The organism is Burkholderia sp. F1, assembly GCF_050813845.1.
Lineage (GTDB): Bacteria > Pseudomonadota > Gammaproteobacteria > Burkholderiales > Burkholderiaceae > Burkholderia > Burkholderia ubonensis.
The window spans coordinates 340,656-361,296 of record NZ_CP172422.1 but is presented as its reverse complement, the minus strand read 5'-3'; the positions used below and the strand labels follow the sequence as shown (position 1 = coordinate 361,296).

General features: G+C 67.3%; 19 protein-coding genes. 5 read left to right on the top strand and 14 right to left on the bottom strand.

Annotated elements, in window-relative coordinates; genetic code table 11:
• Positions 1 to 8 precede the first annotated feature (8 nt).
• The 9 genes from ACFIMZ_RS20680 to ACFIMZ_RS20640 all read right to left on the bottom strand — a co-directional run bounded on the left by ACFIMZ_RS20680 (position 9) and on the right by ACFIMZ_RS20640 (position 10,904).
• Positions 9 to 3,107, bottom strand: a complete 3,099-nt coding sequence (locus ACFIMZ_RS20680; protein WP_431824199.1) for an efflux RND transporter permease subunit — start codon at positions 3,105 to 3,107, stop codon at positions 9 to 11.
• On the bottom strand, positions 3,104 to 4,201 hold the full coding sequence (locus tag ACFIMZ_RS20675) for an efflux RND transporter periplasmic adaptor subunit (RefSeq protein WP_431824198.1): 1,098 nt from the start codon (positions 4,199 to 4,201) through the stop codon (positions 3,104 to 3,106). Before ACFIMZ_RS20675 ends, ACFIMZ_RS20680 begins: the two co-directional genes overlap by 4 nt.
• Positions 4,202 to 4,373: 172 nt before the next feature.
• The gene (locus ACFIMZ_RS20670; RefSeq protein WP_431824197.1) at positions 4,374 to 4,808 is read right to left on the bottom strand and encodes a DoxX family protein; all 435 of its coding nucleotides are present in this window, start codon (positions 4,806 to 4,808) and stop codon (positions 4,374 to 4,376) included.
• Positions 4,805 to 5,995 carry a multidrug effflux MFS transporter gene (locus ACFIMZ_RS20665; protein WP_431824196.1) on the bottom strand — a complete coding sequence of 397 codons (1,191 nt, stop codon included), beginning with the start codon at positions 5,993 to 5,995 and terminating at the stop codon, positions 4,805 to 4,807. Before ACFIMZ_RS20665 ends, ACFIMZ_RS20670 begins: the two co-directional genes overlap by 4 nt.
• Before the next feature lie 57 nt (positions 5,996 to 6,052).
• On the bottom strand, positions 6,053 to 6,679 hold the full coding sequence (locus tag ACFIMZ_RS20660) for a thermostable hemolysin (RefSeq protein WP_431824195.1): 627 nt from the start codon (positions 6,677 to 6,679) through the stop codon (positions 6,053 to 6,055).
• Positions 6,680 to 6,692: 13 nt separating this feature from the next.
• Entirely contained in the window at positions 6,693 to 8,168 is a 1,476-nt protein-coding gene (locus ACFIMZ_RS20655) for an AMP-binding protein (RefSeq protein ID WP_431824194.1), read from the bottom strand.
• Positions 8,165 to 9,091 carry a TauD/TfdA family dioxygenase gene (locus tag ACFIMZ_RS20650; protein WP_431824193.1) on the bottom strand — a complete coding sequence of 309 codons (927 nt, stop codon included), beginning with the start codon at positions 9,089 to 9,091 and terminating at the stop codon, positions 8,165 to 8,167. The genes ACFIMZ_RS20655 and ACFIMZ_RS20650 overlap by 4 nt, the downstream gene beginning before the upstream one ends.
• 221 nt (positions 9,092 to 9,312) lie before the next feature.
• Entirely contained in the window at positions 9,313 to 10,269 is a 957-nt protein-coding gene (locus ACFIMZ_RS20645; protein ID WP_431824192.1) for a LysR substrate-binding domain-containing protein, read from the bottom strand.
• Positions 10,270 to 10,370: 101 nt separating this feature from the next.
• Entirely contained in the window at positions 10,371 to 10,904 is a 534-nt protein-coding gene (locus ACFIMZ_RS20640) for a MarR family winged helix-turn-helix transcriptional regulator (RefSeq protein WP_431824191.1), read from the bottom strand.
• A gap of 104 nt (positions 10,905 to 11,008) precedes the next feature.
• Between ACFIMZ_RS20640 and ACFIMZ_RS20635 the strand changes: the two genes are divergently transcribed.
• Complete coding sequence (locus ACFIMZ_RS20635; protein ID WP_431824190.1) at positions 11,009 to 11,857, top strand: alpha/beta fold hydrolase; 849 nt, start codon at positions 11,009 to 11,011, stop codon at positions 11,855 to 11,857.
• A 16-nt stretch (positions 11,858 to 11,873) separates the two neighbouring features.
• Here ACFIMZ_RS20635 and ACFIMZ_RS20630 read toward each other — a convergent pair whose 3' ends face one another.
• From ACFIMZ_RS20630 to garD, 3 genes are all read right to left on the bottom strand, one after another.
• Positions 11,874 to 12,311, bottom strand: a complete 438-nt coding sequence (locus ACFIMZ_RS20630) for a DoxX family protein (protein ID WP_431824189.1) — start codon at positions 12,309 to 12,311, stop codon at positions 11,874 to 11,876.
• A 180-nt stretch (positions 12,312 to 12,491) separates the two neighbouring features.
• Positions 12,492 to 12,947, bottom strand: coding sequence for an RbsD/FucU family protein (locus ACFIMZ_RS20625; RefSeq protein WP_431824188.1), 456 nt, complete (start codon positions 12,945 to 12,947; stop codon positions 12,492 to 12,494).
• 203 nt (positions 12,948 to 13,150) lie between these two features.
• On the bottom strand, positions 13,151 to 14,707 hold the full coding sequence (garD, locus tag ACFIMZ_RS20620; protein WP_431824187.1) for a galactarate dehydratase: 1,557 nt from the start codon (positions 14,705 to 14,707) through the stop codon (positions 13,151 to 13,153).
• 231 nt (positions 14,708 to 14,938) lie between these two features.
• On the opposite strand from garD, the gene kdgD reads away from it, so the two are divergent.
• A complete protein-coding gene (gene kdgD, locus ACFIMZ_RS20615; protein WP_431824186.1) occupies positions 14,939 to 15,853 on the top strand; it encodes a 5-dehydro-4-deoxyglucarate dehydratase in 915 nt (304 codons plus the stop codon).
• 132 nt (positions 15,854 to 15,985) lie between these two features.
• Here kdgD and ACFIMZ_RS20610 read toward each other — a convergent pair whose 3' ends face one another.
• On the bottom strand, positions 15,986 to 16,525 hold the full coding sequence (locus ACFIMZ_RS20610; RefSeq protein WP_431824185.1) for a hypothetical protein: 540 nt from the start codon (positions 16,523 to 16,525) through the stop codon (positions 15,986 to 15,988).
• Between the two features lie 156 nt (positions 16,526 to 16,681).
• On the opposite strand from ACFIMZ_RS20610, the gene ACFIMZ_RS20605 reads away from it, so the two are divergent.
• Together ACFIMZ_RS20605 and ACFIMZ_RS20600 are read left to right on the top strand one after the other, a co-directional pair.
• On the top strand, positions 16,682 to 17,608 hold the full coding sequence (locus ACFIMZ_RS20605) for a LysR family transcriptional regulator (RefSeq protein ID WP_431824184.1): 927 nt from the start codon (positions 16,682 to 16,684) through the stop codon (positions 17,606 to 17,608).
• A gap of 103 nt (positions 17,609 to 17,711) precedes the next feature.
• The gene (locus tag ACFIMZ_RS20600) at positions 17,712 to 18,842 is read left to right on the top strand and encodes a DSD1 family PLP-dependent enzyme (protein ID WP_431824183.1); all 1,131 of its coding nucleotides are present in this window, start codon (positions 17,712 to 17,714) and stop codon (positions 18,840 to 18,842) included.
• 47 nt (positions 18,843 to 18,889) lie between these two features.
• Here the strand turns inward: ACFIMZ_RS20600 and ACFIMZ_RS20595 are convergent, their stop codons facing one another.
• The gene (locus ACFIMZ_RS20595; protein ID WP_431824182.1) at positions 18,890 to 19,522 is read right to left on the bottom strand and encodes a helix-turn-helix transcriptional regulator; all 633 of its coding nucleotides are present in this window, start codon (positions 19,520 to 19,522) and stop codon (positions 18,890 to 18,892) included.
• A 132-nt stretch (positions 19,523 to 19,654) separates the two neighbouring features.
• Between ACFIMZ_RS20595 and ACFIMZ_RS20590 the strand changes: the two genes are divergently transcribed.
• Positions 19,655 to 20,626: an ornithine cyclodeaminase family protein gene (locus ACFIMZ_RS20590; RefSeq protein WP_431824181.1), complete on the top strand. Its 972-nt coding sequence runs from the start codon at positions 19,655 to 19,657 to the stop codon at positions 20,624 to 20,626.
• Positions 20,627 to 20,641 lie beyond the last annotated feature (15 nt).

Sequence of the window (20,641 nt, the reverse complement as noted above, 5' to 3'; positions counted from 1 at the left end):
TTGCGCGCTCATACCGTCTCCAGCACGCGCGCGCGTTCGCTCGTCGCCGCCTCTCGATGCCGCTTCGCGATCAGCGTGTACACGGTCGGCAGCACGAACAGCGTGAACAGCGTGCCGACCAGCATGCCGGTCGAGACCGTGATCCCGATCGCGAAGCGGCTGGCCGCGCCCGCGCCGCGCGCGAAGATCAGCGGCACGAGCCCGGCGACCATCGCAGCGGTCGTCATCAGGATCGGCCGCAGCCGCACGGCGGCCGCGTGCTCGATCGCCGCGCGGCGGTCGAGGTTCTGCGTGCGCTGCAGTTCGTTCGCAAAGCTCACCATCAGGATCCCGTGCTTCGAGATCAGCCCGATCAGCGTGACGAGCCCGATCTGCGTATAGATGTTCAGCGTCGCAAAGCCGAGATACAGCGGCACGAGCGCGCCGCACACCGACAGCGGCACCGACACGAGGATCACGAGCGGATCGCGCAGGCTCTCGAACTGCGCGGCGAGCACGAGGAAGATCACGACGAGCGCGAACACGAACGTGACGGTCAGCCGGTTGCCCTCCTGCACGTACTGGCGCGATTCGCCGAGCCAGTCGATGTCGTAGCCGGGCGGCAGCGCCTGCTTCTGCAGGAACTCGACCGCCTGCCCCATCGTCACGCCCGGCGCGGCCACGGCCGACAGCGTCGCCGAGTTCATCTGGTTGAACTGCGTGAGCGCGTTCGCCTGGCTGCCGTTCGACACGTGCACGACCGTCGCGAGCGGCACCATCTTGCCGCTGCGCGTCTTCACGTAATAGCGGTTCAGCATGTCGGACGACAGGCGCTCCGCGCGCGCAACCTGCGGAATCACGTCGTACGAGCGCCCGTTGTGGTCGAAGCGGTTCACGTAGTTCTCGCCGACGAGCACCGCGAGCGTATCGGCGATGTCCTTCATCGTCACGCCGAGCGCGTTCGCCTGGTTGCGGTCGATCGTCACGCCGACCGCGCGGCTGTCGAACGTCAGGTCGCTGTCGACGACCGCGAACAGCCCGCTCTTCGATGCGGCGGCCTTCAGCTTGCCCATCGTCGCGAAGATGTCCTTGAAGTCGGCCGGCGCGCGCAGCACCATCTGGATCGGCAGGCCGCCGCTCGACGCGGGCAGCGACGGCAGCAGGAACGTGAACACCTGGTCGCCGGCGATCGCGTTCGCGCGCGCCTGCACGAGCGCCTGCAGATCGGCGGCGCCGCGCGTGCGCTTCGACCAGTCGACGAGGTTCACGCCGGCGAAGCCGAGATTGGCGCCGCCGACGCCGTTCAGCACGAAGCTCGTGTCGGCCTCCGGCAGCGAGCGGAACACCTTCTCGACTTGCGGCGCGTAGCGTTCGAGGTAGTCGAGGTTCGCGTACTGCGGCGCCTTCACCTGCAGCATGATCGAGCCCTGGTCCTCCTGCGGCGCGAGTTCGCGCTTCACGCCGCTGAACAGCAGCCCGATGCCGAGCAGCACGCCCGCGCCGAACACCAGCACCGCCGGCCGCGCGGACAGGCTCGCGTGCAGCAGCCGCCGGTAGCCGTGCGTGATGCGCGACAGCGTGTGCTCGATCGCCCGCGCGATGCGCCCTTCCGACATCCGGCTGTCGAGCAGCAGCGAGCTCAGCATCGGCGACAGCGTCAGCGCGATCACGGCGGACACGCACACCGCGCCCGCGAGCGTGAACGCGAATTCGCGGAACAGCGATCCGGTCAGCCCGCCCATCAGGCCGATCGGCGCGTACACGGCGACGAGCGTGATCGTCATCACGATGACGGGCGACGCGATCTCGCGCGCGCCGAGCAGCGCCGCGCGCGCGGGCGGCTCGCCGGATTCGATGTGCCGGTGGATGTTCTCGACGACGACGATCGCGTCGTCGACGACGAGCCCGATCGCGAGCACCATCGCGAGCAGCGTGAGCAGGTTCAGCGAGAAGCCGGCGGCGAGCATCAGCGTGGCGGAGCCGACGAGCGCGAGCGGAATCGTCACGACCGGGATCACGACCGCGCGGAACGAGCCGAGGAACAGGAAGATCACGACGACGACGATCGCGATCGCCTCGACGATCGTCTCGCGCACCTCGTCGATCGACGCGTTGACGAAGCGCGCGACGTCGAACACGTCGCCGATCCGGATGCTGGCCGGCTTGTTGCGCTCCATCGTCGGCAGCAGCGCCTGCACGCCGCGCACGATGTCGAGCGGGTTGCCCGACGGCGTCGCGTTGATCGCGATGTTCACCGCGCGGTGGCCGTTCATCAGCGCGCTCGCGTTGTATTGCTGTCCGCCGAGCTCGATGGTCGCGACGTCGCGCAGCCGCACGAAGCTGCCGTTCGCGTCGGACTTCACGACGAGGTTGCCGAATGCGCCGACGTCGGTCAGATCGGTATTCGCGGAGATGTCCGCGACCGTGAGCGCGCCCTTCACCTGGCCCGGCGCGGCCTGCACGTTGTTCGCCTTCAGCGCGAGCGCGACGTCCGCGGCCGACAGCCCGTGCGCGGCGAGCCGCGACGCGTCGAGCCAGACCCGCATCGCGAGGTTCTGCCCGCCGACGATCTCGGCCGACGCGACACCCGGCACGGTCGTGACGAGCGGCTGCGCGACCCGCACCACGTAGTCGGTGATCTCCGGAATCGACAGCGTGTCGCTCGAGAAGCCGAGATACATGACGGCCGTCGGCGCGTCGGTGAGCTTCGTGATCACCGAGTCGTACGCGCCTTCGGGCAGCTTGTACTTGACCTCCTGCACCTTCGCCATGATTTCCGTCATCGCGCGGTCGGCGTTCGCGTTCAGGCGCAGCCGCGCCTTCACGACGCTCTTGCCCTGCGTCGACGTGGACGTCAGGTACTCGATGCCGTCCGCGGTCGCGATCGACTGCGCGATCGGCGTCGTCACGAAGCCCTGCATCAGCGCCTGCGACGCGCCCGGATACGCGGTTTCGACGCTGATCGTCGCGCTCTCGAGCATCGGGTACTGGCGCACCGGCAGCGCGCCGAGCGAGCGCAGCCCGATGAGCAGGACCAGCAGGCTGCAGACGAGCGACAGCACCGGCCGCCGGACGAAGATGTCGGTGAAGCGCGCGCCTTGTGTGGATCCTTGCGTGGGCTGGCTCATCGCACGGTCTCCCGTTGCGCGGACGCATCGGCGAGCGCCTGCACCTTCGCGCCCGGCGCGACGCGCAGCTGCCCGGTCGTCACGACCACGTCGCCGGCGCGCAGCCCGTCCTCGACGACGATGCGGCCCCGGTCGCGCGCGCCGATGCGCACCTGGCGCACGCGCGCCACGCCGACACCGCGTGCGTCGCGCTGCTCGACCACGACGACGGTATCGCCCGCCTGCGACGTCTGCACCGCGGTATCCGGCACGCTGATCACCGTGTCGCGGCCCGGCAGCGCCAGGTGCGCATCGATGTACATGCCCGGGCGCAGCAGCTGGTCGGCGTTGGCCACGGTCGCCTGCACGGTGATGTTGCGGGTCTCGTCGCCGACCTGCGGCTCGATCGCGGTCACGCGCCCTTCGAAGATGCGGCCCGGGTAGGCGTCCGTCGTCACGCGCACGGCTTGCCCGAGCGCGACGCGACTCAGCGCCTTCTGCGGCACCGTGAAGTTCGCGTGCAGCGCATCGAGATCGGTGAGCGTCACGATCGCGTCGCCCGGATTCAGGTACTGGCCGAGGTTCACGCGCCGCAGGCCGATCACGCCGGAGAACGGCGCGCGGATCAGCTTCTGCGTGATCACGGCCTGCGTCTCGCGGATGTCGGCGCGCGCCGCGTCGAGCTCGTAGCGGCGCGCGTCGAAGGTCGCCTTCGGTTCGGCGCCGTTCGGCACGAGCTGCTCGGCGCGCGCGAACTGCCGGCGCGTGTAGTCGGCCTTCGCCTGCAGCCCGGCGAGCTTCGCCTGCTCGGGCGCATCGTAGAGCTGCACGAGCGGCTGTCCGGCGCTCACGCGCGAGCCCGCGACGAAGCGAATGTCGACGACGCGCCCGGCGACTTCCGGCGCGATCGTCACCTGCCGCACCGCTTCGAGCGAACCGACCGCATCGAGCGACGGCTGATCGGCGCGCGGCGCGACGACGACGGTTTCGACAGGCAGCGGCGCTGCGGGCGCGGCCGGCCGATCGGCGGCCGACACGCGCTCCATGCGCCACAGGAACAGCGCGCCGAACAGGACGGCCAGCGCACCGACGGTATAGAACGTTGAGCGTCTCATGGGAATCTTCCCGATCAAGTGAGTCATGGTGTCAGTGTGGTCGGGTCCACACGCGCCAGATGTCAATTTTTTGAAGGCCCGTTTAAATATTTCGTGCGGCGTCCGTACGAAAAAAAGAGCCGCACGTCCGGCGACAACCGGACGTGCGGCCTGAAATCGCCCACCGCCGTGGTCAGGATCGGGGAGTGAGCGGGCGCAGCGCGTCAAGGGACCACGCGCGCGCATACGGATGCCACATCGCGAGCAGCACCGCGCCGAGCAGCAGCAGCGGGTTCGTGCTCACGGCCCCGCACATCAGGAACAGCGCGGACATCGCGGCGGCCGCGGCGATTCCCCAGCCGGCCGCGATGCCGAGCAGGATCGACAGGCCCGCGCCGAGCTCGAGCCACGGCACCGCGACGTTGATCGCGGCGACGTGCGGCAGCGCGAACCTGCCGATCGCGTCGACGAGCGCGAGCCGCACCGCGTCGGGCGCCGCGGCGGAACGGGACGCCGCGGCCGCGAGGAACGGCGCGGCGTCGAAGCTCCCGGCGAGCTTCGACAGCCCGGCCCACGCCCAGAACACGCCGAGCACGAGGCGCAGCGCGAGCGCGGCGGCCGCCTTCATCGCGCCACCTGAACGTGCAGGCGATGCAGTTGCCGGAACGCGAACGAGGTCACGCCGAGCAGGCAGACGAACATCACCGCGATCGCCGCGTTGGTCGCGATCGGCAGCGCGCTCACGATGCCCGACGCGAGCGAGCCGAGCACCAGCATCAGGCAGCCCTGCAGGCTCGCCGCGGCGCCCGCGCGCCCCGGAAACAGCGCCATCGAGCGGGCCATCGCGTTCGAGAAGATGAAGCCCTGCGCGAATGCGATCAGCATGATCCCGCCGAGCGCGGTGGCGAGCACGAGCGCGGTGCCGCTGGACGCGACGCACGCGACGCCGAGCGCGAACAGCACGATCCCGCCGCGCATCAGCTGCTCGCCGCTGTAGCGCTTGATCAGGCTGCGGTTCAGCGTCGTGCCGCCGAGGTAGCACAGGCCGACGGCGAGCGCCGTCGATCCGAAGTACGACGCGCTGTGCCCGAGGCGATGCTGCACGATGTACGGCCCGATCACGTTCCACATCAGGAACGCCGAGAAGCTCATCCCGAGCATCCCGACGGCGGACAGGAAATGCGGATCGGACAGGATCTCGCGGTAGCCCGCTATCGTTTGCGCCGGCGTGCGCCGCATCTCGGGCCGCAGCGACTCGCGCAGCCCCGCGAACGCGAACGACAGCACGACGAGCCCGTAGCCGCAATAGACGACGAAGTTCCAGCGCCAGCCCGCCATCTCCTGCACGATCCCGCCGACGTATGGCGCGATCACCGGGCCGAGCCCGAACGCGAGACTCAGGTAGACGATCGCGACGCGGAAACGGTCGCCCTTCACGGTATCGACGAGCACGGCGCGCGCGACCACCTGGCATGACCCGATCGCGAAGCCCTGGATCGCGCGACCGATCATCAGCGCCTCGAACGACGGCGCGGCCACCGCGAGCGCGCTGCCCGCGATGAACAGCGCGAGGCCGGCCAGCACGGACGGCCGCCGCCCCCACCAGTCGGCGAGCATGCCGAACGCGAGCTGGCCGAGCGCATAGAACACGAGCGTGATGGTGATCGTGTTCTGCATCATGCTCGGCGCGACGCCGAGCTCGTGGCCGATCGCCGGAATGCTCGGTGCGTACAGGTCGATCGCGATCCCGCCGACGCTGTTGATCAGCGGCGCCAGGAACACGAGAAAGTTTTCATATCGTTTGGAATCGGACATGGGGACGTTCCAGATGTAACGAGGCGGGCCGGCGCCGAAGCGCACGGCCCACCGGGATCAATGACCCGTCGCGGCGAGCGCGACGTGCCGGGAAGCGCAGCGCGGCGGTGGCTTGTCGTCGATCGGGCTCCAGGCGGGCAGCTCGCCGCGCGCGGCCATGCCGTCGATCTTCACCATGATCACGCGCGGCGCGTTGTCGTAGTACGTGCCCCAGTCGACGTGCGGGTCGCGCACACGGCTCACGCTTGCGTGACCGAGATCGTCATAGCCGATCTGCAGCGACTGCACGATGTGCCGCACCCGCTCGGTCGCCGTCATCAGCACGTACCGGTAGTGATGCTGGGCAAGCGTGCGGAACACGTTCGCGATCAGGTAGCGCCCCGCGCCCTTCGAGCCGAACGACGAGAACTGCCCGAGTTCGACGAGCTCCGCGCGCGACAGCCCGTACAGGTGCGTCAGCGACTCGTCCAGATAGTGCTCCGAGAAGAGCTGGGCGCTGTCGCCCCAGCTCAATCCGACGCACGCGTAGCCGGGCAGCGTCATCGCGCGGTCGGTCAGGCACCAGAACTGGTCGGGACGCGGCTCGGGACGCGCGCCGTGCGCCTGGTAGTAGTTCTGAGCGACCGCCAGCTGCATCGCGCGATAGGCGGCCTGCCCCGGATGGAAAGTTCGTACGATGTGCACGTTCGGCTCCCGGTCAGTACAGCGACGCCGCGAGATCGCGCTCGATCAGCTGGCGGCGCGGCCGGCCCGTGACCGTGTAATAGTCCTTGCGGAAGCCCTCGATGTCGGTCACCACCCGCACGCGCCGCACCCGCGCGAAATCCGCGAGCCGCGGCTCGAGGCGCGCCATCTCGCCGCGAATCGCCGCCTCGTCGTGCTGCGACAGCACGATCGCCGCCGGCTCTTCCCGGCCTTCGCCGAACACGACGATGTCGTCGATCAGCGCGCTTTCCTTGTAGACCGTCTCCACCCACTCCGGTGAAATGTTGCGGGCCGTCGACAGGATGATCACGTGCTTCTTGCGGCCGGTGATGTACAGGTAGCCGTCGACGATCTCCGCGATGTCGCCCGTGTGCAGATAGCCGTCGGTCAGCTCGCACGACGTGTCGTCCGAGTTGTAGTAGCCGGCGCAGAGCGTCGGGGTGAGCACGCGCAGCTCGCCGTCGACGATCGTCGGCACGATGCCGTCGAGCAGCGGGCCGGCGGAGCCGATGCGGCGATGCCCCGGATGGTTCAGCGAGATGATCGAGCTGTTCTCGCTCAGGCCGTACGCTTCGTAGACCTGCACGCCGCGCTTGTCGAGCGATTCGAGCACGGTGGCCGGAATCTTCGCGCCGCCGGTGATGATGTGCGGATTGCGGCGGCCGAACAGGCTCGTGACGGTCGTCGATTCGAGCAGCGCGTCGGCTTCCTCGAGCAGCTTCGGCGGCAGGTACAGGAAGTTCGGATCGACCTGCGCGATCAGCTCCAGGTAGTCGCGTGCATTGCCGCTGCGCGCGCCGTACTCGGCATAGCGCGCCGGCATCAGCGTCAGCGAGCCGCCGGACAGGATCGGCAGGAACACGCCGAGCACCTGTTCGATCAGCAGGCTCATCGGCACGATCGACAGGTAGTCGAGCGGCGCCTGCGGCACGCGCTTCAGCACGTTCGTCACGAGCAGGCCGACCGCCTCGTCGCGAATCTTCACGCCCTTCGGCTTCGACGTCGTGCCGGACGTATGGATGATCCCGCAGATGCCGGGCTCGATCCGCTCGCCGGCCGGCGCGCCCTGCGCGGGCCACGCGCTGCGTTCGCTCGCGGCGTCGAGGCACGCGATGCCGGGCAGGATCGCGCTGATGCGCGCCGCGGTGTGCGCGTCCTGCGCGAAGATCGCGGTGGCCTTGTGCAGCAGGCTGCCGATCTGCTCGTCGGAGAATTCGATCGGCACCGGCAGCAGCACGGCCTTCACGCGGAAGATCGCCAGCATCGTCGCGACCCACGTGTAGCTCGAGCGGGCGGCGATCCCGAACACGAGCCCGCTGCAATCGCCGTACACGTCCTGCAGCGTCGCGGCGATGCGCTCCACGTCGGCGCGCAGTTCCGCGAGCGAATAGTCGCGGCCTTCCATCTCGCGCACGACGATCCGGTCAGGCGCTTCGGCAAAATGACGTTCGAGAAGTGCGCTGATCATGCGATGGCTCCTTTGCGATAGCTTTGTGCGCCGAAGATCCGGCGGCCCGTGTCCGCGAGGCGGCGGCGGCCGTGCATCACGCGGGTGTTGTCGATCACGACGATGTCGCCCTTGTTCCAGAACAGGTCGTACGTGTAGCGCGCGGTCACGTCCTTGATCTCGTCCCACACCTCGAAATCGATGTCGGTGCCGTCTTCCCACGTGATGAGCGGCGGTTCGTAGTTCACGCTCGGCCCGAGCAGCGAATTGCAGAACGCGCGGCGCCCGGAGAAGCAGCTCGTGGTGATCGCGTTCGTCACGCGCTCGGACGACACGAGGAACTGATCGAGCCGGCGATAGTGCTGGCCCGGCACGCGCTGGTTGACGACTTCGAGATGCGTGTCGTTCACCTCATGCGCGCTCACCTGCAGCTCGATGCTCAGGAACCGCTGCACGTTCGGCCAGGGAATGCGGCGCGCGTACTTGATCTTGCGCTGCTCGAACAGGCGGCGGGTGGCCGGCGACAGCTCATGCAGCACGCGCAGGCCGTCGCACATCGTCGTCTCGGAGCCGACGCGCGCCGGCTCGAGGCAGAAGAACCACTGCAGGTCCGGCGTGAACGGCAGGTTGCCGTTTTCCTGGTGCAGGCCCATCTCTAGGTGGCCCGCGTCGATTTCGGCGGTGTTCTCGGTCGACGCCTTGCGCGCCGGATCGAACGTGACGCGCGCCGAGTGCTGGCTGACGAAGCGGTTGAAATCCTCGAGCGTGTCCGCGAAGTTGCGGTAGATCACGACGCCCGAGTGGGCGAGATTTTCGTATAACTGATCGGTATCGACGATATCGATCGCCTTCTGGCCTGGCTCCAGGCTCTCGATCAGTTCGAAACCGAAACGCGGCAACGGCTTGTGGTGGACCTGCGCGGTGACTACGTCAACATCCAACATATGTGCCTCTCACTCTCAGTGTGGTTAGTCTTGGTGTGTTCGAGTCTTGGCCTCGTCGAACACCACTTAATTTACCGACACGAAGCGGCACGCCGTTTTAAAAATTAAAAGCTGAATGTAATTTTGTTGAGAGATTCGTGAAAAAGCCTCCCGGGTGCTTCGTCACGCGAAAGAATCGGCCGGGCGGCGCGCCCGCCAGCACGCGCCGCCCCGCGCCCCGGTCAGAGCGCGTGCGCCGCGCCGGGTTCGAGCATGTTCGCGCTCGCGAGATCCTTGAACAGCATCCGCATGCTGCGGATGTCGTGGTTCTTCTCCATCTGGGTCGCCCAGATCACGTCGAGCGTGAAGGTCGGGAAGCCGAGCGGCACGTCGCAGATCTGCACCGACGGCGGGATCGACAGGTACGGAATCAGCCGTTGCGGCAGCGTCAGCACGACCGGCAGCCGCGAGACGATGTTCAGGCAGGCCTGATACGTGTTCGCCCGCGCGACGATGTTGCGCGACCGCCCGAGCTTCTCGAGCCAGCCGTCGATCATGTTGCGCTCGGAGATCCACGGCGTCGGGAACACGTGATGCATGTCGCAGAATTCGTCGAGCGTCACGCGCGTCGTCGGCGCGAGCTTGCGCGATGCGGTCAGGCACACGAACGTGTCGGACAGCACCGACTCCCATTGCAGGTCCGGATGCAGCCGGTGATAGCCGGGGCCGAAGCCGATCGCGAAATCGATCTCGCCGGCGAGCAGCCGCTCGACCGGCAATTCGCGGCCGAGCCGCTCGACGATCAGCGACGTCTCGCGGCCGCGCTTCATGAACGATTCGAGCACGCCCGGCAGCAGCAGCAGCTCGAAATATTCCGGCGCGCACACGCGGATCACGCGGTGCGCCGCCGCGGCGACCTGGTCGTCGTCCATGTCCGCGCAATGGTTGACCGCATCGATCACATTGCGCAGATACGGCTCGATCGCCTCGGCTTTCGGCGTCGCCACGAGGCTGCCGTGATCGACATCGAACAGCACGTCGTGAAAGCAGTTCCGCAGCCGCTTCAGGCAATAGCTGACGGTCGGCTGGCTGATGCTCAGCACCTCGGCGGTGCGGCGCGCGCTCTTGTGTTCGTACAGGCACAGAAACACCATCACGTCCTGCAAGTCGAGTTGGCGCAATACGTTGTTGTTGAGCACGATATGTCCTGGTCGTTTTCGTTGTCGTTGTGATGCCTGCGGGCCCTCTCAAGCCCGGACGGTCCGGCGCGCGGTCCTTGCACGCCGGCCGCTTCGCGCGCCTAGCCGACCCCGTCGTCCGGCGCCAGCGCCTCGCCCGGCAGCGCGAGCAATGCGGTCTTCAGCAGCGTGGCGAGCGCCGCGCGCTCGTCGCGACTCAGTCCGCCGAGCAGCAGGTCCTGCGTCTCGACGTGCACCGCGACCGCCCGGTCGATCAGCGCGAGCCCGTCCGGCGTGAGCCGCACCGCGAGCCCCCGGCCGTCGTGCGGATTCGGCACGCGCTCGACGAAGCCCGCCTGTTCGAGCCGCATCAGCCGGTTGGTGATCGCACCCGACGTGATCATCAATGAGCGATACAGTTGCGTCGGAGACAATTCATACGGCTTTCCCGCGCGCCGCAGCGTCGCGAGCACGTCGAACTCCCCTTCCTTGAAACCGAACGGCGACAACGCCTCGGTGCGCGCCTTTTCGCAGTGCTTCGCCAGCCGCGCCAGCCGGCCGAAGATCTCCATCGACGTCACGTCGAGCCCGGGCCGCTCGTCGCGCCATTGCGCGACGACCCGGTCGACGTGATCGCTGGAAGCCTGAGCGCTCATGAATATCCTCGCATCTGAAGAGGTCATCGAACCCCGCTTGTCATGAATATATCTCAATATTAAGATAACCACGAGAGCGCACGTGGGCGCGCAACGGAGCATAAATGGCAAAACTATCATTCAAAGACCACGATCTCTATTACGCGGACATCGGCAGCGGCCTGCCGATCATGCTGATTCACGATCTGGGCAGTTGCGGGCTGATGTGGGCACGTCAGGTGCCGTTCCTGCGTCACGCGGGATATCGCGTGATCGTGCCGGACCTGCCCGGGCACGGCGCGTCGTCGTATCCGTCTCGCACGCTCGCGATGGACGAGCTCGCCGCCGACCTGGAGAGCCTGCTCGATCATCTCGGTCTCGACAGCGCGACGCTCGTCGGCCTGTCGCTCGGCGGCGCGATTGCGCTGACGGTTGCGATCGACGCGCCGTCGCGCGTCGGCAAGCTGGTGGTGTGCAACGGCTGTTCGAATCTGGTCGCCGACGACTACGTGCGCCGCGTCGGGCAGTGGAAAGCGGGATTCCAGCGCGGCGACGGCGCGGTGCGCTGGTTCGAGGAGATGTGGCCGTCGCTGGTCAGCGCGGAATTCGCGCAGTCGGAGAGAGGGGAAATTGCGTATCAGATCGGTCATGCGCGCGCGGCCGCGACCGACGCGACGCATCTCGCGCGCATGTGCGACGGCATCGCGAGCTACGACGTGCGGCGCCGCCTGAATCTCGTGCGCAGCGAAACGCTGGTGCTGCACAGCGAGGACGACGGCGTGTATCCACCGGTCGAAGGCCGGCGTCTCGCGGCGATGATCCCGGGCGCGCAGTTCGGTTCGCTGCCGGGCAGCGGCCACCATCCGAACCTCGATCGCGCCGACAGGTTCAACTGGACGCTACTGCACTTCCTGTCCGGTCACGATCCCGCGTCCGCCGCGCGCGCCGAGCCGCCGGGCCTGCCGTTCCAGTAAGCGGCCGGTCGCGCGTTCAGCGCAGGCCCCCGTACGACGAAGCGGGCCGGCGCACGCCGTCGATGCTCACGCCGCCCGCGCCGGTCACGAACAGCAGCAGGAAGCCGCCGGCGATCGCGACGTTCTTCCAGAAATGGATCACCATCTCGTGCTGGACGGCGGGGTTCGTCGCGTCCCAGAAATTGTGACCGATCACCGCGGTCGCCAGCGTGTAGAACGCCATCAGCAATGCGAGCGGCTTCACCTTGTAGCCGACGATCAGCAGCAGCGCGCCGAGCCCTTCGATGGCGACGATGACCGGCGCGATATAGGTCGGAAACGGCGCGTTCAGGCCGCGCAGGTAGCCGACGAAGTCGCCGTAGCCGAGCAGCTTCATCACGCCGCCCCACAGAAACAGCGCCGCCAGCGCCAGGCGCGCGAAAAAAATGACGCCGGAATCGACGGGACGCGTCATGCCTTTCTCCTCGTTGCAGTTCGGCCTGCCGCGCGGGTCGCGGCCCGTGCGGCTCGCGGGCCTGGAGGCCCGGCAAATGGGCCAGAATAGAGGCTCTTTCGGCCGCGTCAAAGCAAAAGGTTGTAGCAAATCTTTACACGGCGGCCTGCCCGAATCCGGACAACGAAGCAATCGGCAAGTTTAGACCGCGTCGCTCAACAACACGCCTTTCTTGAACAGAAAGCAGCCGTAGCCGCGCGACTCGCCGGTGACGATCACCGCATACGCCTGCTGCGCGCGCGCGTAGAACGCGAACCGGTCGATGCCGGCGAGCGGCACCGCGCGCCCTTCCGCGCGATCAATCTCGGCCTGCACTTCGCGCTGCACCGGCGGGACGGCAACCGGATCGCCGACGACTTCCATCCGCGCTGCGGGCGCATCGACGAACGTGTCGAGCGGCAGCACCGACAGCACCGCGCGCACGACCCGCGCCGAATCGGCGCCGTCGATGCGCAGCGCGCGGCCGACCGCCGTATGCCGCGCAACCGACTCCGCCGGAAAATTCGCATCGCAGATCGCCACTTCGTCGCCGTGGCCCATCGCGCGCAGCGCGTGCAGGATATCGGCGTGCAGCAGCGGATCGAGATTCTTCAACATGACGGCAGGTCTCCGGGATCGTGAACAAACCGCATACGTTACCCGATCCCGGCGGCCGCTGCGCTCAACTCACGACGTTCGCGTCGCGGCGGCGGTCGATTACGTTCGAGGCAAGCATGCTTCGCGCGTCGCGCACGCGTCAAAACCGAAACGGGCGCCACGAAGGCGCCCGCATGCCGATCGACCGTCCGATCGCCCGCGCGTCAGGTCACCGGCGCCGGATTGAACAGCGCCAGCGCGTTCGCGAGCTTCCACTGCTCGGCCCACGTGCGGCGCTTGCCGCTCGCGACGTCGAGCATCAGCCGGAACAGCTCCCAGCCCACGTCCTCGATCGTCGCCGCGCCGGTCGCGATCTGCCCGGCATCGAGATCCATCAGGTCGTGCCAGCGGCGCGCGAGGTCGCTGCGCGTCGCGACCTTGATCACCGGCACCTGCGCGAGACCATACGGCGTGCCGCGCCCGGTCGTGAACACGTGCAGGTTCATCCCCGCCGCGAGCTGCAGCGTGCCGCAGATGAAATCGCTCGCGGGCGTCGCCGCGTACAGCAGCCCCTTCTGCCGTGCGCGCTCGCCCGGCGGCACGACGCCGGCGATCGGCGCGCTGCCCGACTTCACGATCGAGCCCATCGCCTTCTCGACGATGTTCGACAGGCCGCCCTTCTTGTTGCCGGGCGTCGTGTTCGCGCTGCGGTCGACGCGGCCGCGCTGCAGGTAGCGGTCGTACCAGTCCATCTCGCGGATGATCGCGCGCGCGACGTCCTCGTTCGCCGCGCGCGACGTGAGCTGCGCGACGCCGTCGCGCACTTCCGTCACCTCCGAGAACATGATCGTCGCGCCTGCGCGCACCAGCAGGTCCGCCGCGAAGCCGACCGCCGGGTTCGCGGTCAGCCCGGAGAACGCGTCGCTGCCGCCGCACTGCACGCCGACGACGAGGTCCGACGCCGGGCAGGTCTCGCGGCGGCGGCGGTTCAGCCGCTCGAGATGCGACTCGGCCATCGTCATGATCGAGTCGATCATCGAATTGAAGCCGACGTGCGCGGCGTCCTGCAGGCACACCACGCCGCCGTTGTCGCCAGGCTCACCATCGGCCGCGACCGGGATCGCGTCCGGCGGCAGCAGGCGGTCCGGCTGCAGCTTCTCGCAGCCGAGGCTCACCGTCATCACCTCGCCGCCGAAGTTCGGGTTCAGGCTGATGTTGCGCAGCGTGCGGATCGGGATGTCGGCGTCCGGCGCGTCGATCGCGACGCCGCAGCCGTACGTGTGCTCGAGCCCGACCACGTCGTCGACGTTCGGGTAGCGCGGCAGCAACTCGGCCTTGATCCGCTTCACCGCGTGCTCGACGACGCCCGACACGCACTGCACGGTCGTCGTGATCGCGAGGATGTTGCGCGTGCCGACCGAGCCGTCCGGATTGCGGAAGCCCTCGAACGTATAGCCTTCGAGCGGCGGCAGCGGCGGGGCCTTGCGGGTGGCGAGCGGCAGGTCGTCGAGGCCCGGCGGCTCGGGCATGCGCATCGTGCGCTCGTTGACCCAGCTGCCGCGCCGCAGGTCGGTCAGCGCGTAGCCGATCACGACGTTGTAGCGAACGACCGGATCGCCGGCCGCGAGATCGGCCAGCGCAACCTTGTGCCCCTGCGGCACGCCCTCGCGCAGCGTCAGCCCGTCGGCGAACGTCGCGCCCTCGGGCAGGCCGCCGTCGTTGACGACGATCGCGACGTTGTCGTCCGGATGCACGCGGATATAAAGAGGAGAAGCAGTCATCGGAACTCCTGGAGGCTACTGGCTAAATCGTTAGTCATCATATGACATTGAACACCACCGGAGCATCGTACGTAAACCCTTATCCGTAAAGACCCTATCACCCCTCCGACAGCAAACCGCTTGCACCGCCCCTTCGCGTTGTTGTACGATGACATACAACGACATCGCCACTCTTGGCCCGCATGCCGTTCCCGACGAACCCAGCACTCGCGCTAGACGGACGACCCAATCATGACTTCTCCGCAAGAACTCAAACAGATCATTTCTCACGGCCTGCTGTCGTTTCCGCTGACGGATTTCGACGCGAACGGCAACTTCCGCCCGACGACCTACGCCGAGCGCCTCGAATGGCTCGCGCCGTACGGCGCGACCGCGCTGTTCGCCGCCGGCGGCACGGGTGAATTCTTCTCGCTCACGCAGCGCGAGTACTCGGACGTGATCCGCGTCGCGACCGAGACCTGCAGGGGCAAGGTGCCGATCCTGGCCGGCGCGGGCGGCGCGACGCGGGTCGCGATCGAATACGCGCAGGAAGCCGAGCGCCTCGGCGCGAGCGGCATCCTGCTGATGCCGCACTATTTGACCGAAGCGAGCCAGGAAGGCATCGCCGAGCACGTCGAGCAGGTGTGCCGTGCGCTGAAGATCGGCGTGGTGGTCTACAACCGCGCGAATTCGAAGCTGAACGCGGACATGCTCGAGCGCCTCGCCGACCACTGCCCGAACCTGATCGGCTTCAAGGACGGCGTCGGCGACATCGAGAGCATGGTCACGATCCGCCGCCGCCTCGGCGAGCGCTTCTCGTATCTCGGCGGCCTGCCGACCGCCGAAGTCTATGCGGCGGCGTACAAGGCGCTCGGCGTGCCGGTGTATTCGTCGGCGGTATTCAACTTCATCCCGAAGACCGCGATGGCGTTCTACGAGGCGATCGCGAAGGACGATCACGCGACGGTCGGCCGCCTGCTCGACGAATTCTTCCTGCCGTATCTGCAGATCCGCAACCGCCGCGCGGGTTACGCGGTCAGCATCGTCAAGGCGGGCGCGAAGCTCGTCGGCCACGATGCGGGCCCGGTGCGCGCGCCGCTCGTCGACCTGAACGACGAGGAAGTCGCGCAGCTCGACGCGCTGATCCGGAAGATGGGGCCGCAGTAAGCGGTTCGCGGTTGGGCATGACGGAGCGGCCGGCCGCCGCTCCGCGTGTGATGCAGGACAGCCCGGCACGCGCCGGGCTGTGTGCGCTCGGGCGGGAACGGTCGGCGCGGCGTCCCGCCCCGACCGCCGCCGTCACATCTTCGAAATGCTCTCGACGATCGCGCGGCGCACACGCTCCAGCTTCGCGCTGGCCACCGCGAACCGGGTGCTGTCGCCGCCGCCCGGCTTGTCGCCCAGGAGCTGGTCCCGGACACTCGGGTCGACGACCGTATCGAAGAACTGCCGCACGGTCAGCGTCGCGTATTGCTTCGCGCGTGCAAGCTGCTCGTTGGCCTGGGTCAGTGCGGCGAAGCGGACGGCCGGATCCGTGTCGTCGATGCTGCGCCGGTACTGCAGCGCGAATACCAGCGCCTCCATATCCAGCTTGAATCGGCGCACGGCCGCGCCGAAGGCAAGCGAATGCGCGTCGGCCCCGGTGACGGGGCGGCCCTTGTTGATCGTCACGTCGAAATCGCTGCCCCCCAGTTCACGCTGCAGTGCGAACAGTTCGTTGCTGAGGACGCGCCCTTCGCTGTATTCGCCGACCTGGCTGCGGACCGATCGTGCGACGTCGCCGATCGCCTTCCACAGGCCGGCGGCGAACAGGTGATCGCCACGCTTGCTGATGTTCATTGCGTCTGTTCCCTCGTTCTGATTTTTCTCAATCTCTCAGGCTCCGCTCGCGGGCCTGACGGCCCGAAGCTCCGCTACTGTAGGAGAAAATCCGGCGACGCGAAAGCCGGCAACGCACGCGCGTCCCATACGTGAACAGACCCCAAGGTACGCAAAATGCTCGATCTGGAAGACCTTCGCCTCATTCGCGCCATCGGGGCGTCGCGCTCATTGGCCTCTGCCGCTCGGTTGCTCGATCTCACGCCGCCTGCCGTCACGATTCGCCTGCAGAGAATGGAGGAGCGGCTGAGCGCAAGGCTCGCCGTGCGGAAATCGAACGGGATCTCGTTGACCGACGAGGGGCAGCGGCTGTACCAGGAAGCACTGGATATTCTCGAGCGAGTGGAGGCTCTACCGGTCCATATCTCGGGGGACCACGGCGAGGTGCAAGGCACGCTCCGCGTTGTCGCCTCTCTTGGCTTCGGGCGGAAGTACGTATCCCGGATCGTGCGCGACGTGCAACTGGCGCATCCAAAGCTCGAAATATCGCTGCACCTGTCGGAGAGCCCGCTGGCCAATGCGTCCGGCGCCGACGTGGTCGTGCACGTCGGCACCCTCAAGTCGTCATCCTGGGTCGGGTATCCGCTGGCGCCCAACGAGCGATTCCTGTGTGCGAGCCCAGCGTACGCACGCCGCATCAAGGCACTGAATCACCCGTCCGACCTGGCACGATACAACTGCCTGTGCCTGCGGGAGAACGACGAGGACGTACCGCGATGGCGCTTCTCGCAGGAAGGCGACGGTGAAGGCGACTCTCGACGGTCCACCGTCATCCGCGTCGCGGGCGCGCTCTCGTCCAACGACGGCACCGTCATCACGGAATGGGCGCTGGCCGGGCTCGGGATTGTGGAACGCTCCGAGTGGGACGTCGCGCATTTGCTGGCGGAGGGCAAGCTCGTCAGGTTGCTGCCCGACTGGCGCCTGCCGTCCGCACCGGTGACCGCGCTCTTGCCGTCGCGAACGGGCCGGTCCGTCCGACAGCGGGTTTTTCTCGAAACCGCGAAGCAATTCCTCAGCCCGCCGCCCTGGCGCAGCAACGCATGAAGGATTAAACGTCGCTTAATGATGGATTAGGCAGCCGTTAAACACATCGGCAATCGCCGGGCCTACAGTGTTCGCGTCGATAACACATCGAGGCAAACGCATCATGGGCATTCAAACGCTCGACACCCCCTCCGCATTGATCGATGCCGGTCGCATGCGTCACAACATCGACCGCATGCAAGCGCGCCTGGACAAACTCGGGGTCAAGTTCCGGCCCCACGTCAAAACCACCAAATGCCGGCACGTCGTCGACGCGCAAATCGCGGCGGGCGCGCAAGGCATCACGGTCTCGACACTCAAGGAAGCCGAGCAGTTCTTCGCGGGCGGGGTCCGGGACATCGTCTACGCGGTCGGCATGGCTCCCGCCAAGCTTGGCCAGGCGCTTGCGCTTCGCCGGCAGGGCTGCGACCTGAAGCTCGTCGCCGACAGCCTGCATGCGGCAAAGGCGATCGCCGACTTCGGGCGCGAGCAAGGCGAGCGCTTCGAAGTCTGGATCGAGGTCGACGTCGACGGTCATCGCTCAGGCATCCAGCCGGAGGACGATCTGTTGATCGACGTGGGACACGCACTCGTCGATGGCGGAATGATCCTCGGCGGGGTCCTGGCTCACGCCGGCTCCAGCTACGAATACGACACCCGGGAAGCCCTGGTGAAGATTGCCGAGCAGGAGCGCAGCCGCGCCGTGCGCGCCGCGCAACGCCTCAGGGCCGCGCGGTTGCCTTGCCCGGTTGTGAGCATCGGGTCGACGCCAACCGCACTCTCGGCGGAACACCTCGAGGGCGTTACGGAAGTCCGGGCGGGCGTCTATGTGATGTTCGACCTCGTGATGCACAACGTGGGCGTTTGCGCGCTGTCCGAGATTGCGCTCTCGGTGCTGACTACCGTCATCGGACACCAGGAAGAGAAGGGCTGGGCGATTATCGACGCGGGCTGGATGGCCATGAGCCGGGACCGTGGAACGCAGCGCCAGGCCCGGGATTTCGGCTACGGACAGGTATGCGCCGAAGACGGCGAGGTGCTCGGGGAGTACGTCGTGAGCGCAGCCAACCAGGAGCACGGCATCGTGTCGCGCCTGCGCACGCCGGACGCAGACATCGCGAAGCAATTTCCGATCGGAACCCGTCTGCGAATCCTGCCGAACCACGCGTGCGCCACCGGCGCGCAACATCCCGAGTATCACGCCGCAGGCGAAGACGGCGCGATGCAGGCCTGGCCGCGATTCTACGGGTGGTGACCGACATCCCGAGCCGGGACGCATGCCGCGACACGCGGCGTTCGCCGTTACTTGGCGTCGTTGTACACGGTCGCGCGCGATACGCCCAGGTGTTGCGCAATCGTCTCCATCGACCGCCGCAAGTCCAGATAGCCCTCTTCCCTGAGCGCCTGCATCAGGGCCCTGCGCTGGTCGGTACGCAGCGCCTGCGGCGTGGTCGCCAGGCCGACCGCGAACCGGTCGATCCGCTCGCGAAGCGAGTCGGCGGTCGACGGGTCCAGCGATTCCCTGAGCACCTCCGAGCCGGGCGCCGAGAACTGTTCCAGCAGCGTCGCGATGCTGCGGAACAGCGTCACGTCCACGTTCAGGCAGAGGGCGGCGAAGTAATGCCCTTCCGAATCCTTGATGCCGATCGACGTGCTTTTGGCCTGGCGCCCGTCGCTGAACCGATTCGCATAGTTCGCGAGCACTTGCGGGTAGCTGTCGTCTGCAATGCGAGCCAGGCCGAGTTCCGTCGCAGGGTCGCCAACCTCGCGCCCGGACAGGTTGTTGTGGATGGCGAGAATCGCATGCTTCGGCGAGCGCAGGTCGTGAACCACCACCTCCGTAAACGGCGCCAGCGTCTCGCCCAGCCCCGCCGCGATTTGCTTGACCTGCTCAAGAATTGCCTGCTGCTCGCCGGTCAGTCGTTTCTTAGCCATCCTGGACTCTTCATCTAGATTTGGTCACATTGTATAGGTTCTGCGCGGCGCCCACGACTTGACTGTTTGTCTAAATTTAGACACACTGCAAAAATACTCGACTGGCATTGCGCCAGACAGGCTGACCTGACGATGCCGACAGACGCCCAACTCCTTCTACTCGACCGGGATGCGGTCGAACCCGCCCTTCAAGCCGAGCAAGTCATGGCCGCGGTTCGTGAAGCCTTTGTCCTGCACAGTCAAAGGGCCGGACGGGTTTTTCCGGTGGTCCGCGAGAAGCTGCGCACGGGCGGCGTATTCGGCATCAAGTCCGGCGACGTCGCAAGCCGGGACCTTCTCGGCTTCAAGGCGGCCGGATTCTGGCCAGGCAACCGGGGCCGAGGCGGCGAGCCTCACCAGGCGACCGTCGCGCTGTTCGACCCGCACACGGGCCGCCCGCTTTGCATCATGGACGGCAATGCGATCACCACCGCCCGGACCGGCGCGGCTGGCGGCCTGGGACTGCAACAGCTCGCGCGCCCCGAGAGCACCCGAATCTGCGTGTTCGGCACGGGGGTGCAGGCGCGCGTCCAGCTCGCCTACGCACTGAAGCTGCTGCCGCAACGTTGCACGGTGCAGTACGTGAACGTCGGTGGCGAGCCGGATCCGGGGCTCGAAGCGGCATTCCGGGACCGATGCGCGATCCGCGTGGCACGGGACCGTAACGATGCGGTGGCCCACAGCGACGTGGTCATCACCGCCACGCCGGGCGGCGGCGCGTTGTTCGAAGCCGATGCGGTCCAGCCGGGCACCCACCTGACTTGCGTGGGCGCCGACACGGCAGGCAAGCGCGAACTTCCGGAGGGCGTGCTGGCGCGTGCGCGCATTGTCGTGGACGACCGGGATCAGGCGCGCGGCATTGGCGAGTGTCAATGGGCGCCGGCGCTGCCGTGCACTGAAATCGGCGACCTCCTGGCGGGAACGGCGTCCTTCGATCGCTCGTCGGGCGACGTCACGGTATTCGATATGACCGGACTCGCGCTGCAGGACCTGACGGTCGCGCGCTTCCTGTATGAACGGGCCATCGAGAACGGAGCCGGCATCTCCGTTCCATGGCCTTGGTGAATGACTTCTGACCAG

Bases quoted from the DNA above. Each gene is read 5' to 3' on its own strand.
- ACFIMZ_RS20680 (WP_431824199.1), bottom strand. From the start codon at position 3,107: ATGAGCCAGCCCACGCAAGGATCCACACAAGGCGCGCGCTTCACCGAC.
- ACFIMZ_RS20675 (WP_431824198.1), bottom strand. From the start codon at position 4,201: ATGAGACGCTCAACGTTCTATACCGTCGGTGCGCTGGCCGTCCTGTTC.
- ACFIMZ_RS20670 (WP_431824197.1), bottom strand. From the start codon at position 4,808: ATGAAGGCGGCCGCCGCGCTCGCGCTGCGCCTCGTGCTCGGCGTGTTC.
- ACFIMZ_RS20665 (WP_431824196.1), bottom strand. From the start codon at position 5,995: ATGTCCGATTCCAAACGATATGAAAACTTTCTCGTGTTCCTGGCGCCG.
- ACFIMZ_RS20655 (WP_431824194.1), bottom strand. From the start codon at position 8,168: ATGATCAGCGCACTTCTCGAACGTCATTTTGCCGAAGCGCCTGACCGG.
- ACFIMZ_RS20650 (WP_431824193.1), bottom strand. From the start codon at position 9,091: ATGTTGGATGTTGACGTAGTCACCGCGCAGGTCCACCACAAGCCGTTG.
- ACFIMZ_RS20640 (WP_431824191.1), bottom strand. From the start codon at position 10,904: ATGAGCGCTCAGGCTTCCAGCGATCACGTCGACCGGGTCGTCGCGCAA.
- ACFIMZ_RS20635 (WP_431824190.1), top strand. From the start codon at position 11,009: ATGGCAAAACTATCATTCAAAGACCACGATCTCTATTACGCGGACATC.
- ACFIMZ_RS20630 (WP_431824189.1), bottom strand. From the start codon at position 12,311: ATGACGCGTCCCGTCGATTCCGGCGTCATTTTTTTCGCGCGCCTGGCG.
- ACFIMZ_RS20625 (WP_431824188.1), bottom strand. From the start codon at position 12,947: ATGTTGAAGAATCTCGATCCGCTGCTGCACGCCGATATCCTGCACGCG.
- garD (WP_431824187.1), bottom strand. From the start codon at position 14,707: ATGACTGCTTCTCCTCTTTATATCCGCGTGCATCCGGACGACAACGTC.
- kdgD (WP_431824186.1), top strand. From the start codon at position 14,939: ATGACTTCTCCGCAAGAACTCAAACAGATCATTTCTCACGGCCTGCTG.
- ACFIMZ_RS20610 (WP_431824185.1), bottom strand. From the start codon at position 16,525: ATGAACATCAGCAAGCGTGGCGATCACCTGTTCGCCGCCGGCCTGTGG.
- ACFIMZ_RS20605 (WP_431824184.1), top strand. From the start codon at position 16,682: ATGCTCGATCTGGAAGACCTTCGCCTCATTCGCGCCATCGGGGCGTCG.
- ACFIMZ_RS20600 (WP_431824183.1), top strand. From the start codon at position 17,712: ATGGGCATTCAAACGCTCGACACCCCCTCCGCATTGATCGATGCCGGT.
- ACFIMZ_RS20595 (WP_431824182.1), bottom strand. From the start codon at position 19,522: ATGGCTAAGAAACGACTGACCGGCGAGCAGCAGGCAATTCTTGAGCAG.
- ACFIMZ_RS20590 (WP_431824181.1), top strand. From the start codon at position 19,655: ATGCCGACAGACGCCCAACTCCTTCTACTCGACCGGGATGCGGTCGAA.